General features: G+C 52.1%; 11 protein-coding genes. 6 read left to right on the top strand and 5 right to left on the bottom strand.

Features of this window, described 5'->3' with window-relative positions:
- The first annotated feature begins 91 nt into the window (after positions 1-91).
- From V1587_RS14625 to V1587_RS14635, 3 genes are all read left to right on the top strand, one after another.
- Positions 92-1324: a diguanylate cyclase domain-containing protein gene (locus V1587_RS14625; protein WP_371898294.1), complete on the top strand. Its 1233-nt coding sequence runs from the start codon at positions 92-94 to the stop codon at positions 1322-1324.
- Positions 1325-1398: 74 nt separating this feature from the next.
- Positions 1399-1539 (top strand): Ecr family regulatory small membrane protein, encoded by a 141-nt coding sequence (locus tag V1587_RS14630; protein WP_021240268.1) that lies wholly within the window; start codon positions 1399-1401, stop codon positions 1537-1539.
- 217 nt (positions 1540-1756) lie between these two features.
- Complete coding sequence (locus V1587_RS14635; RefSeq protein WP_032647513.1) at positions 1757-2323, top strand: DJ-1/PfpI family protein; 567 nt, start codon at positions 1757-1759, stop codon at positions 2321-2323.
- 130 nt (positions 2324-2453) lie between these two features.
- On the opposite strand, the gene V1587_RS14640 is transcribed toward V1587_RS14635, so the two are convergent.
- The 3 genes from V1587_RS14640 to V1587_RS14650 all read right to left on the bottom strand — a co-directional run bounded on the left by V1587_RS14640 (position 2454) and on the right by V1587_RS14650 (position 7171).
- Complete coding sequence (locus tag V1587_RS14640) at positions 2454-2792, bottom strand: STAS domain-containing protein (protein WP_157189288.1); 339 nt, start codon at positions 2790-2792, stop codon at positions 2454-2456.
- An 82-nt stretch (positions 2793-2874) separates the two neighbouring features.
- Positions 2875-5292 (bottom strand): glycogen/starch/alpha-glucan phosphorylase, encoded by a 2418-nt coding sequence (locus tag V1587_RS14645; RefSeq protein WP_371898295.1) that lies wholly within the window; start codon positions 5290-5292, stop codon positions 2875-2877.
- Between the two features lie 262 nt (positions 5293-5554).
- On the bottom strand, positions 5555-7171 hold the full coding sequence (locus tag V1587_RS14650) for an ABC transporter substrate-binding protein (RefSeq protein ID WP_371898296.1): 1617 nt from the start codon (positions 7169-7171) through the stop codon (positions 5555-5557).
- Positions 7172-7356: 185 nt separating this feature from the next.
- Between V1587_RS14650 and mpaA the strand changes: the two genes are divergently transcribed.
- Positions 7357-8070 carry a murein tripeptide amidase MpaA gene (gene mpaA / locus V1587_RS14655; protein ID WP_371898297.1) on the top strand — a complete coding sequence of 238 codons (714 nt, stop codon included), beginning with the start codon at positions 7357-7359 and terminating at the stop codon, positions 8068-8070.
- On the opposite strand, the gene ycjG is transcribed toward mpaA, so the two are convergent.
- A complete protein-coding gene (gene ycjG, locus V1587_RS14660; RefSeq protein WP_371898298.1) occupies positions 8061-9026 on the bottom strand; it encodes an L-Ala-D/L-Glu epimerase in 966 nt (321 codons plus the stop codon). The genes mpaA and ycjG overlap by 10 nt on opposite strands.
- A gap of 107 nt (positions 9027-9133) precedes the next feature.
- Between ycjG and tpx the strand changes: the two genes are divergently transcribed.
- Both tpx and V1587_RS14670 read left to right on the top strand, forming a co-directional pair.
- A complete protein-coding gene (tpx, locus tag V1587_RS14665) occupies positions 9134-9640 on the top strand; it encodes a thiol peroxidase (protein WP_023335907.1) in 507 nt (168 codons plus the stop codon).
- Positions 9641-9915: 275 nt separating this feature from the next.
- On the top strand, positions 9916-11124 hold the full coding sequence (locus V1587_RS14670) for an aldose 1-epimerase family protein (RefSeq protein ID WP_371898299.1): 1209 nt from the start codon (positions 9916-9918) through the stop codon (positions 11122-11124).
- Positions 11125-11161: 37 nt separating this feature from the next.
- Here V1587_RS14670 and tyrR read toward each other — a convergent pair whose 3' ends face one another.
- Positions 11162-12703: a transcriptional regulator TyrR gene (tyrR, locus tag V1587_RS14675; RefSeq protein ID WP_023312028.1), complete on the bottom strand. Its 1542-nt coding sequence runs from the start codon at positions 12701-12703 to the stop codon at positions 11162-11164.
- Positions 12704-12706 lie beyond the last annotated feature (3 nt).

Raw genomic sequence — 12706 nt, forward strand, 5'->3', positions numbered from 1 at the left:
GGGGTTAAGTGGAGTATGTTTCAAGGGAGTAGACGCGAGTCAATTCTGTCATGATTGTCAGGCACATGTTGTCGATGAACAGGAAACGCCTATGTCGCAACCTTGTTTTGATGCGTTGAATGTAATTAAAACACCCGTGTGGCTCGTTTCACCCGTGTCGGAAAAGATCATTTTTGCGAATGTGGCCGCAACGCAGATCATGGGGAATAAAACGCTCGATGACCTGCGCAAAGGGATCTACTCTGCCAGGGCGCAAACCCTCCTGACGATGTATGTACCTGAACTGAAAATAGAGCAGGAGATCGTCGAAATCTGGACAACGAGCCGTGATGGACAGGATACGCCGTTAAGCTGTCGCCTCTCGCTTGCCCACTACGCTCCCTGGGGAGAGGTCATTATCTTCGAGGGCATCTCCCAACAAATACTCTCGGGATTGAAGGCGAGCCGTTCCGCCACCTATCGGCGAAAAAAACAGGGTTTCTATGCGCGCTTTTTTCTGACCAACAGCGCCCCGATGCTGTTAATCGATCCGGCCCGCGACGGGCAAATCGTCGATGCGAATCTGGCCGCGCTTAATTTTTATGGTTATTCACACGATGACATGTGCAATAAGCATACCTGGGAAATCAATACGCTGGGGCGAGATGTGATGCCCATTATGACTGCGATTGCCGCGCTGCCCGGCGGACATAAGCCGCTCAATTTTATTCACCGGCTTGCCGATGGCTCTACCCGCCACGTTCAGACGTATGCCGGGCCCATTGAGATCTACGGTGACAAGCTGATGCTGTGCATCATCCACGATATTACCGAGCAAAAAAGGCTGGAGCAGGAGCTGGAACATGCGGCGTTACGTGATTCCATGACGGGGTTACTCAACCGGCGCCAGTTCTACGCGATTACCGATCAAAGCAGCCAGAATAACCTTCCTTCCCGGCAGCAATTTAGCCTGCTGCTGGTGGATACCGATCATTTCAAAAACATTAATGACCTTTTCGGCCATCTGAAAGGCGATGAGGTACTTATCGCCCTTTCCCGGACCCTGGAAGCCTGTAGCCGGGAGGGTGATATGGTGTTTCGCTGGGGTGGCGAAGAGTTTGTTATCCTGCTGCCGCTTACCTCTCTCGATACCGCGATGCAGATTGCCGAGTCAGTCCGCGCAGCCGTTGCCCGCATTACGATTCCGGGCTTGCCGCGGTTTACCGTCAGTATTGGCGTAGCGCGGCACAATCAGGGAGAGAGTATTGATGAGCTGTTTAAGCGTGTAGACGATGCGCTGTATCGCGCTAAAAATGACGGACGCAATAAAGTCCTTGCTGCATGAAACTGGAGTATCCGGAAAAGCCCCGCTACAATGCCCACCTCGAATCAATTAGCTTCAGGTGGGTAAAAACCGCAATGGGAAAAACTGAAATAATACTCACCTTAATTATTTTACTCCTTATTATATTTGGCTTCTGGTTTATTTTTAGCGGTGAGATCTGGTATCTCGTCGAGTTTCTTGAAAATAGCCTTTACCCAACCTTCGACGCACCGTAACGCACGTTTAATCGCTTGTTTCACCTACCGAATATGTCAGGTATCTGCCTCCCTTGCAGCCGCGTAAAATACGCATCGTTATCCTCCAACAACGTTGATAACGAATCACTTATTCATTTGCTTATGTTGCCCGTGCTCTGACGGGCTTTTTTATTCCCGGCAATTCAGCCACGCCAGGCTATATCTTAATCATCTTTATTGATAAAGGTGAGGAAAGATGAGCAAGAAGATCCTGATGCTGGTTGGCGATTACGCCGAAGATTATGAAACCATGGTGCCTTTTCAGGCTTTGCAGATGATTGGCCATCAGGTGGATGCGGTCTGTCCCGACAAACCGAAGGGCGACTACATCATGACGGCAATCCATGACTTTGACGGTGCCCAGACCTATAGCGAAAAACCGGGTCACCGATTTACCCTCAACGCCGATTTTTCCACCGTAAAGGAACAGGATTACGACGCGCTGCTCATCCCCGGCGGGAGAGCGCCCGAGTATCTACGGCTAAATGAGGACGTGTTAAAGCTGGTGCAGGCATTTGACGCCGCGCGTAAGCCGATTGCAGCGGTGTGCCACGGCCCACAGCTGCTCGCTGCCGCAGGTATCCTGAAAGGACGAACCTGTAGCGCCTACCCGGCCTGTGCGCCTGAGGTACGCCTCGCCGGTGGACACTACGCCACTATCGGCATCGATCAGGCCCATGTAGACGGCAACCTGGTGACGGCTCCCGCCTGGCCCGCTCATCCGCAGTGGCTGGCGAAGTTTAGTGCGTTGTTAGCACAATAGCGCGCCGGTATCAGCCCGCGCGGATACCGGGCGGAGCGGTGCAATGTTTTCAGGACTGACGCGAGAAAGCGTCAGTTCTCGTTCTAACCGTTGGCAACATCCCGCCTTCAACCCGAAAAGCACTGTGATATCAGCCCATCAACACCTGCAGGGCATCCTGCCGATTGGCCTTGATAGAAAATATACGATCCATTCTGGTCAGCTTAAAAAGATCGTGTGTATTGCTATTAAGCGAACACAGCACCAGCTCACCCTTACCGTTTAAACTCTTGAGTATGGATACCAGCGCGCCGAGACAGCTGCTGTCAATAAAATCTACGTGGCTGAAATCCAGCAATATCTTTTTATTACTTTTTTCAATCACCTCCAGCACCTGCTGCTTAAAGGTCTGTTCGACAGAAGCATCCAGTCGGCGAACCAGCGGAACGACAATCTGTACGTCATTTTCACTCTGTATTTCAAAGTTCATACTCACCCCCGGCATTGGCTGCAGTAAGCTAGCTTTTCGAATCACCGACATCGCTTCTGAAAGAAGCCTGGAAACATAACCATCAGCAGTTTATGCCCCAAATATCCTTTGCATAGCCCTGAATGGTTCTGTCACTCGAAAACTCCCCCATTCGGCTAATATTTAGCAACGCTTTTCGATGCCACTGGCGGGGGTGTTCAAAATCCGCCATTGCCTGACGTTGGGTTTGGCTGTAGCTGTCAAAATCCAGAAGATGGCAATAATGATCGGCTGCTGTCAACATATGGTGTAACGGTGCAAAGAGTTCGCGATCGGCGGTAAATACGCCAGAAATAAGCGTATCCACTATACGCATTATTCGCGGATCGCTCTGGTGATAGAAACGATTATTATCGCCATTTGAGCGAATTTCATTAATTTCTTCAGCCGTCGCGCCGAAAAGATAGAAGTTTTCCGCTCCAACAGCATTAAGAATTTCAATGTTGGCACCATCATACGTACCGATTGTTAACGCACCATTCAACGCGAACTTCATATTACTGGTTCCAGATGCCTCCGTACCTGCTGTGGATATTTGTTCAGACAGGTCTGTTGCCGGTATTATGCTTTCGGCTAACGAGACTTTGTAATCCTCAAGAAAAACGACTTTCAACTGCCCGGCAATACGCGCATCGCTATTAACTTTATTCGCAACAGCATTGATTAACTGAATAATCAGCTTTGCCATTCGATAACCGGGTGCCGCTTTACCTGCAAAAAGATGTACTTTAGGTGCTATGGTTCTCCCATTCTCTTTGATATCTATATAGAGAGAAATGACGTGCAGAATATTCAGGAGCTGGCGCTTATATTCGTGAATGCGTTTTACCTGGCAATCAAACATTGCCATCGGATCCAACATAATCCCGTAACGTTGTGAAACAATCTGGCTCAGTGCGGATTTATTTTTGAATTTAATGCCGCGGATGAGATCGAACACCCCCGTATCATCCGCATGCTTCTCCAGCTGTCGAAGCATATTTAAATCCGTCGGCCATCGGGTACCCAGCTGCTGATTAAGAAACGCAGCAAGATTTGGGTTAGCCTGCTGCAACCATCTGCGCGGCGTAATGCCGTTGGTCTGATTAATGAATTTATCTGGCGTAATAAAGTAAAAATCGGGAACCAGGTGCGTTTTGATAAGCTCGGAATGGAGCATCGCCACCCCATTGACACAGTGACTCCCGACGATGGCCAGATTTGCCATCCTGATACTTTTCTCGTTGTCCCCCGAAAACAGAGACAAGGAGGTCAACAAGTGCGGTTTATCTGGCCATCGGGAGGCGACATCCGCAAGAAAACGGTGATTAATCTCAAAAATAATCTGCAAGTGCCGCGGCAACAGTTTTTCGAACAACGCCACTGGCCAGGTCTCCAGAGCCTCGGGCATCAACGTATGGTTGGTGTATGCACAGGTTCTTTGGGTGATATCCCAGGCCTGGTGCCAGGGAAGGCTGTATTCATCGACAAGAATTCGCATCAACTCGACAACAGCCAGCGCGGGATGCGTATCATTTAGCTGGATGGCGACATGCCGCGGCAGTAACGAAATGTCAGTTTCAATCTCAGCGTATTCGCGAAAAATATCGCGCAAGGTACATGCTACAAGAAAATACTCCTGAGTAAGCCTGAGCTCCTTACCTGAAAGAATTTCATCAGAGGGATAGAGTATTTTTGAAATATTTTCAGAAGCTATTTTTTCACTGACTGCTTTTATATAATCGCCATGATTGAAAATATGAATATTGAAAGAGTTAGAAGCTACGGCACTGTATAAACGAAGTTTATTAGTGGTGCTGCCTCTGTAACCCGAAACGAAATAATCATTAGGAATGCCGACGATGGTATTCCATCCCATCCACATTGGATTGTAATTCCCGTCAGCATCATCTGCATGTTCAATAAAACCGCCAATAGGGATCAGCATTGCCTGACTATGATGTTCAACCAGCCATGGGGAGTGCCTGGAATGCCAGTCATCCGGATGTTCGACTTGCTGACCATTCTCAAACGTCTGCCTGAATAAACCATATTCGTATTTGATACCATGCCCTGACGCAGCAATATCTAACGTAGCCATAGAATCGATGAAGCAGGCGGCCAGGCGTCCTAGCCCACCATTCCCAAGTGCCGCATCGGGTTCTTCATCAAAAATATTATCGAAATCGAATCCTAGCTCATTGACAACCTGACGCATATCATCTATCAAATTCATATTCATCAGGTTGTTACGCAATGACTGTCCGAGTAAAAATTCCATTGAGAGATAATAAACGCGTTTTTTCTTTTCCGCGCGCTGCCGGGCCTGACTATCGAGAAAGCGATCTTGCTGAAAATACCGCACTGCCAGCGCAACAGCATTGAATATATCGCCATTGGTCGCCTTGTCCAGGCTAACGCATAACGTATATTTTAATTGTGTTTCGACAAGTTCACGCAACTCTCTGTTAGTGAAAGACATGTTGACCTCACTGGAGTTACTGCATGTTTTTAATATGCAGAACACAAGATATTATTTTGTTCAAGTGTAGACGGCGATATTCAACTCATGCAATTTTTACCCACAATTGCATATTGCGTTGTTTTTGAATCGCCTGAGAAATGTCAGCAGTGTGTATCGTCAGGAAAATCCCGCTTTCTGCGGTGGCGAGAGAGGATCAGAAGGAGCAACTGGCGCTGAACTCCGCGCCAGTTCTGGATTTAGTCGTATTAACCCCTACACATCAGTGCTTCTCAATATACATTGTCCGGCTATACGCCACGTCTTCCGGGTTATTGATGGGATAACCTTTCACCCATGGCTTAATCAGGCGACCATTGGTGTACTGGTAAATTGGCGCGATGGGCGCTTTCTCCATGAGGATTTTCTCCGCCATGTTGTAGTCCGTATTACGCGCTTTGGCCGTGGTTTCCAGCGTCGCCTGGTGGATAATTTTATCGTAAGCCGGGTCGTTGAAACGCGAGATATTGCCGCTGTGGGTTGAGGTCAGCAGGGACAGGAAGGTCGAGGGCTCGTTGTAATCCCCCACCCATGACGCGCGGATCACGTCAAAATTGCCGGTGTTGCGGCTGTCGATGTAGGTTTTCCACTCCTGGTTTTGAAGTTTGACATCCACACCGAGATTTTTCTTCCACATGGACGCCACCGCAATGGCGATTTTCTGGTGGTTTTCCGAGGTATTGTACAGCAGGGTCAACTTCAGCGGACGCTGGGGGCCGTAGCCTGCGGCCTGGAGCAAGGTTTTCGCCTGAGCGTTCAGCTCCTGCTGGGACATCTGCTCGAACGGCGAAGGTTCAGGCGTGAAGCCCGCCGTCACGTCTGGAGTGAAATGCCAGGCCGGTTTCTCGCCGGTGCCCAGTACCTTTTCCGCCATAATGCGGCGATCGATAGTCATGCTCAGGGCAAGACGAACCCGGGCATCGGCCGTCGGCCCCTTTTGCGTGTTAAACGCGTAGTAATAGGTCCCGAGCTGAGGCGGCGTATATACCTGTCCCGGAATGTCCTTCAGGAGCTTCTGATACATGTTCTTCGGGAACGATTCGGTAATATCAATATCCCCTGCCAGATAGCGTTTGGTGGCGGACGATTCCTGATTAATCGGAATAAAGGTCACTTTTTGCAGGACAGTTTTCGCATTGTCCCAATAGTGGGTGTTCGGCACGACAACCAGTTTTTCATTCACCACGCGCGCGTTCAGGACGTAGGCGCCATTGCCCACCAGCGCTCCCGGACGCGTCCACTCTTTCCCGCTCTCAACGTTCGCTTTTTGCACCGGATAGAAGGCAAAGTTTGCCGTCAGGTTGCTAAACCACGGTAGCGGTTTGTCCAGCTGGACGCGTAATGTCCTGGCATCCACCGCCGTCACGCCCAGGGTATCTGGTGCCGCTTTGCCATCGATAATGGCCTGGGCGTTGTAGATACCCGCCAGCGCCGCAAACCAGGCAAAAGGAGAGGTTGTTTTTGGGTCAACCAGACGCTGCCAGCTGTAGACAAAATCCTGCGCGGTGACCGGCGTACCGTCAGACCATTTTGCGTTATCGCGCAGGGTGAATGTCCAGGTACGGTTATCGTTACTCTGCCAGCGCGTCGCCACGCCCGGGGTCAGTTCCCCTTTCTCATTCTGATTCACCAGCCCTTCGAAAAGATCGCGAATCACCTGAATCTCTGGCAACCCCACCGCTTTTGCCGGATCGAGCGAAGCCGGTTCGTCTTTAATATGTCTGACCAGCTCCTGTTTTTGTGCCAGTACCGTGCCCTTCGGCACATCAGCAGCAAACGAGAGTGTAGAGAGCCCGCACAGGCACAGTGCGGTGAAAAGACGCGAAACAGGATGCTTCATAAGATCCCCTTTGAAGAATTCAGGTAACAAGCAGATGCGTAATTATTTGTTTCGACAATAAGAAATGCAAATAACTTACGCCTGAATAGTGATTTAAGGCAATTCTCAGCCGTTACGGAAACTATTTGATTAACAGCGGCTTTTGCACAACACTGCCAGTAGAGACTTCTTTATCAGGATTTCGTATGGCAACTACCCGACCACGCGCGGAGCGCGGCGCCTTTCCTCCGGGCGCTGAACAATATGGCCGCTCATTTTTAGGCGCATCGCTGATCTGGTTCCCGGCACCCGATGCCGATCGCGACAGCGGTTTGATTATTGCCGGCACGCACGGTGATGAAAACTCATCAGTCGTCACGCTCTCGTGCGCGCTGCGGACATTGACCCCTTCATTACGACGTCATCACGTGATTCTTGCCGTCAATCCGGATGGCTGTCAGCTGGGATTGCGGGCGAATGCGCGGGGAGTCGACCTCAACCGTAATTTCCCGGCGGCAAACTGGCGCGCCGGCGAAACGGTTTATCGCTGGAACAGCTCCGCCGAGGAGCGGGACGTAGTGTTGCTGACGGGAGACAACCCAGGCTCAGAGCCGGAAACGCAGGCGCTGTGCCAGCTTATCCATAAGATCCACCCCGCCTGGGTTGTCTCCTTCCACGATCCGCTGGCCTGCATTGAAGATCCGCTCCACTCTGAACTGGGCGCGTGGCTGGCCCAGTCGTTCGACCTGCCGCTCGTCACCAGCGTGGGTTATGAAACACCTGGATCATTCGGAAGCTGGTGCGCCGACTTAAGCCTGCCCTGCATTACCGCTGAGTTCCCGGCGATCTCCTCCGACGAAGCCAGCGAAAAATACTTAAAAGCCATGATGGAGCTTCTGCGCTGGCAGCCTCAGAGATGAAGCACGCCGCTGGTAAATTTAAGGGCCGGTGAAACGTCAACCGCCAGCCACGTCGGGCCATCCAGATCGGCGAAACGAACCTGATTGACCAGCGGCAGCGCCGCGCCAATCGCCCGGGAGGTGCAAAGCATGCATCCCAGCATCAGGGCGAACCCCTGCGCCCGGGCGTCCGCCGCCAGGGCCAGGGCTTCTGTCAGTCCGCCTGCCTTATCGAGCTTGATATTGACCATGTCATAGCGGCCCTTAAGCTCGCTTAAATTCTCGCGGGTGTGGCAGCTTTCATCCGCGCACACGGGCAACGGATGGATAAAATTCTTCAGCGCCGCATCATCTTTTACCGGCAGAGGCTGCTCCAGCATCGCCACGCCCAGATCGGCCAGCAGCTGGCATCGCGCGGCGAGCCCTTCGGGGTGCCACGACTCGTTGGCGTCCACAATCAGCGTGGCTGAGGGGACCGCCGAGCGAATAGCGACCATCCGCTCGCTGATCAGACGATCGTCTAGCTTCACTTTTAACAGCGTGGCTCCGGCGTCATAGAGCGCTTTCGCACTGGCGGCCATCTGCTCCGGTTCACCAATCACGACCGTTTGCGCGGTCACGATCGATTCGGGCATAACCACGCCCAGCAATGACGTCAGCGATTTTTGCTGCTGAGCGGCTTCAAGGCTCCAGAGCGCGCAGTCGATGGCGTTGCGCGCCGCCCCGGCGGGTAAACGCAGCTGTAATGCCTCGCGCGTGAGCCCTTTTTGCAGGTCTGGCACCAGGGTCATGATCTGCGCCATTACAGATGCAAGGCTTTCCCCATAGCGGGGATAAGGCGTACATTCACCGACGCCTTTCACACCCTCTTCTTCAATTTCAACCACGACCACGCTGGCTTCACTTCGGCTGCCGCGAGAGATCACAAACGGGGTATGCAATGGCCAGGCTTCTTCATAGACCTTAACGCTTCTCATCACTGACTCCTTGCGGCCCGGTAAGGCGAAAAATTTGGTTTGCCGTGTTATCCGCTGATGGCATACACTAGCCACGACGTTAACTATATGTAAACAGGAAGATATCTATGTCACAACTCGTTCATTTCCAGGGCAACCCGGTTGCTGTAGCAGGTTCCATTCCGCAGGCTGGCAGCAAAGCGCAGGCTTTTACTCTGGTGGCTAAAGATCTGTCTGACGTCACACTGGCTCAGTTTGCGGGCAAACGCAAAGTACTGAACATTTTCCCAAGCATTGATACCGGCGTTTGTGCCGCATCCGTGCGTAAATTCAACCAGCTGGCGACTGAAATGGACAACACCGTTGTGCTGTGCATTTCCGCTGACCTGCCGTTTGCCCAGTCCCGTTTCTGCGGTGCCGAAGGCCTGAGCAACGTTATCACCCTCTCCACCCTGCGCAGCGCAGATTTCCTCGAGAAATACGGCGTTAGCATTGCGGAAGGCCCACTGAAAGGTCTGGCAGCACGTGCTGTACTGGTTCTGGATGAAAACGACACCGTTGTCTTCAGCGAACTGGTTAACGAAATCACCACCGAGCCGGACTACACTGCCGCGCTGGACGTGCTGAAAGCATAATAAGTCCTTAGCATTCTATACAACTTATTCTCAACCTCGCTACGGCGGGGTTTTTTATTGCTTCTAAGCTGAATCGTTAAAGCTTTAATGGTCGTAAATCACATTAATCATGCAATAGCTAAGGCAATATGTAACATGAGCGTGATCAATAGCGCATAATAATCGTTAAAATCCCCTATTTTTACCCCGAGTGAAGCCCATCACATTTCCCTTTTTGTCTAAACATTAGATTTGCTTACGAAAGAAAATAATCGTTTCAGCAAAAAGGATAAAATATGAAGATCAAATTCGCTTTTACGCTCCTTGCGATCCTGATTTCTGGCCATGCCGCGGCTAAAACCTGGGTGCTGACAAGCGCTGAAAGCAGCGTAGAGAAAGGAAACTGGAAGATTTCCAGTGATGAGCTGAAAGTTAAGGATCAGACGTTCAGCATTGAGCAAAAAGTCTTACACGGCGGTAAGCAGGAAGGCAGCAAAGTCATCACTATTAGCAGCAAAGATGGCCTCACCATCACCCTAAGCCCGACACGCGGGATGAACCTTCTGCACGTAGAAGGTTTTGGCACCCGACTGGGATGGAATTCACCCGTTAAAGAGGTCGTTAATCCGGCTTATATCAACCTTGAAAGCCGAAACGGTCTCGGCTGGCTGGATGGATTCAACGAGATGATGGTGCGCTGTGGCTACGAGTGGACAGGTCATCCGGTCACCGCGGACGGGCAAATTTACACCCTTCATGGCAGGGCCGGAAATACGCCGGTATCGCAGGTGGAAATTGAGGTGGCCGATGCCGCCCCGCATGAGATCCGCGTTCGGGGTTTGATCAAAGAGAGCACGTTCAAAAAAGCGGATCTGCAGACCATGACCGAACTGCGCTACGTTCCCGGAACCAATCAGTTCAGCCTGCATGATGTTCTGACCAACCATGCCGATTACCCTCATGATTACCAAATCATCTATCACAGCAACTTCGGTACGCCGATCCTCGAAGAAGGCGCACGTTTCCTTGCGCCGGCGGCGAGCGTGAGCCCATTCAATGACTACGCCAAAGCAGGCGTTAACGACTGGCAAACCTACGCCGGGCCGACAAAAGGCTTTGATGAGATGGTCTTTAACATTCAGCCGCTCGCGGACAATAACCACGAAACGCTCGCGGCAGTGGTCAATAAAGCCGGAGATAAAGGCGCATCAATCCAGTTTGATACGCGCCAGCTGCCCGTGCTGACCTTATGGAAAAATACCCACACGCTGAAGCAGGGCTACGTCACGGGCATTGAGCCGGGCACCAGCTACGCCTACCCCGTCACGATTGAACGCGAACAGAAGCGGGTTAAGCAGCTGGAGCCAGGCGCCAGCGCGCAGTTTGATTTGACCTATACCCTGCTCCACAGCCCGCAGCAGGTGAAAGAGGTTGAAAGCAGGATTGCGTCGATTCAGGGCGAGACAAAAACAGACATCATCAGCACGCCGCTGGCGAAGGAATAAACCTAAAGTAAAAAGCCTCTTTGCAGAGGCTTTTTTGTTATTCGTCACCTTTCTTATGATTCAAACCATATTCACGCAGCTTATTTGCGATCGCGGTGTGCGACACGCCCAGGCGTTTTGCCAGCTTGCGGGTGCTGGGATAGCTGCGGTACAGCTGCGTCAGCACAGAGCGCTCGAAACGGCTGGTGATATCATCCAGCGACCCTTCCATCGCCTCTTCACCTACCGATACCGTTCCGGCGTCGTAATCCGGCAACAGAATATCCTGCGGACGCAGTTCGTAGCCCTCAAGCTGGGTCAGCGCGCGATAAACGGCGTTTTTAAGCTGACGAATGTTGCCCGGCCAGCCGTAGCGCATCAGCACCGTGCCAAGATCGGCAGACAGCTTCGGACGCGGCACTCCCTGCTCGTCGGCAAAGCGGGCAACGAACAGCTCCGTGAGCGGCATGATGTCCTGCGGACAATCGCGCAGCGGTGGAATGTTCAGCGTCAGGACGTTAAGGCGGTAATAGAGATCCTCGCGGAAGATCCCCTTTTGCACCAGTTCAACCAGGTTTTTCTGAGTAGCGCAAATAACCCGCACGTCCACATGTACTTCGTGATCCTCACCGACGCGACGGAACGTGCCGTCGTTCAGGAAACGCAGCAGCTTAGCCTGCATACGCGGCGACATTTCGCCGATCTCGTCCAGCAGCACGGAGCCGCCGTTAGCCTGCTCAAAGAACCCTTTCTTGCCTTCCGGCGCGTGACCAAACAGCTCGCTTTCAACGGCATCTTCCGGAATAGAGGCGCAGTTAAGTGCCAGATAAGGCTTAGCCGCACGCGGACTCGCCAGATGCACGGCGTGAGCCAGCAGGTCTTTCCCGGTGCCGGTATCCCCGGTAATCAGCAGCGGCGCGGTCAGGCTTGCAAGCTTACGCGCCTGATCAACCACATGACGCATTTTCGGGCTGACGGCAATAATCTGGCTGAATGCGCCAACGTCCTGACTGGAGAGGTTTTGCAGCTGGCGCCCCATGCGTAGCGTCGAGCGCAGCATGATCACCGCCCCGGTCAACACGCGGGTATTCCCTTCCCCTTTCAGATAGACCGGCGTGATCTCCATCAGGAAATTCTGCCCGTTAATCACCACATGCTCGCTAAGCGTGTTCTGCGGATTGCTGTCCAGCCAGCGCTGGAAGTTAAAGCCGGGGATCAGCTGCGCGGCGTTATGATTGCTGAGCTTCTCCTGGCTCTGCGCGAAAAGCTGGCAGCTCGCGTGGTTAACGCGCTCAACTTTGCTTTTCAAATCCAAAGAGAGGAACGGTTCAGGCATGGCTTCCAGCAGCGCGCTCAGCGCCAGGTGCTCACGCTCAGAGGGCATCCATGGAATGGTGCGTACATCCGTAACGCCAGCGATACGGCGGATTTCCGCCATCAGGCTGCTGAAGGTGTTAAATTCAATTTCGGCAAAATTGAGGTAAATTCGCCCGACAGGATCGATCTCAATGCCACGTAAATCAATGCTACGTAAAACAAGAAGATCGAGTAATTCGCGGGTCAGACCGAGACGGTCTTCACAGAAGACTTCAAGACGCATGGG

The organism is Enterobacter sp. ECC-249 (genome assembly GCF_043965265.1).
In the GTDB taxonomy this organism is placed as follows: Bacteria; Pseudomonadota; Gammaproteobacteria; order Enterobacterales; family Enterobacteriaceae; genus Enterobacter; species Enterobacter quasiroggenkampii.

What these genes read in the sequence shown, in the direction of transcription:
- tpx (WP_023335907.1), top strand. Translation starts at nt 9,134, where the DNA reads ATGTCACAACTCGTTCATTTCCAGGGCAACCCGGTTGCTGTAGCAGGT.
- V1587_RS14645 (WP_371898295.1), bottom strand. Translation starts at nt 5,292, where the DNA reads ATGTCTTTCACTAACAGAGAGTTGCGTGAACTTGTCGAAACACAATTA.
- V1587_RS14635 (WP_032647513.1), top strand. Translation starts at nt 1,757, where the DNA reads ATGAGCAAGAAGATCCTGATGCTGGTTGGCGATTACGCCGAAGATTAT.
- ycjG (WP_371898298.1), bottom strand. Translation starts at nt 9,026, where the DNA reads ATGAGAAGCGTTAAGGTCTATGAAGAAGCCTGGCCATTGCATACCCCG.
- V1587_RS14670 (WP_371898299.1), top strand. Translation starts at nt 9,916, where the DNA reads ATGAAGATCAAATTCGCTTTTACGCTCCTTGCGATCCTGATTTCTGGC.
- tyrR (WP_023312028.1), bottom strand. Translation starts at nt 12,703, where the DNA reads ATGCGTCTTGAAGTCTTCTGTGAAGACCGTCTCGGTCTGACCCGCGAA.
- mpaA (WP_371898297.1), top strand. Translation starts at nt 7,357, where the DNA reads ATGGCAACTACCCGACCACGCGCGGAGCGCGGCGCCTTTCCTCCGGGC.
- V1587_RS14640 (WP_157189288.1), bottom strand. Translation starts at nt 2,792, where the DNA reads ATGAACTTTGAAATACAGAGTGAAAATGACGTACAGATTGTCGTTCCG.
- V1587_RS14625 (WP_371898294.1), top strand. Translation starts at nt 92, where the DNA reads ATGTCGCAACCTTGTTTTGATGCGTTGAATGTAATTAAAACACCCGTG.
- V1587_RS14630 (WP_021240268.1), top strand. Translation starts at nt 1,399, where the DNA reads ATGGGAAAAACTGAAATAATACTCACCTTAATTATTTTACTCCTTATT.
- V1587_RS14650 (WP_371898296.1), bottom strand. Translation starts at nt 7,171, where the DNA reads ATGAAGCATCCTGTTTCGCGTCTTTTCACCGCACTGTGCCTGTGCGGG.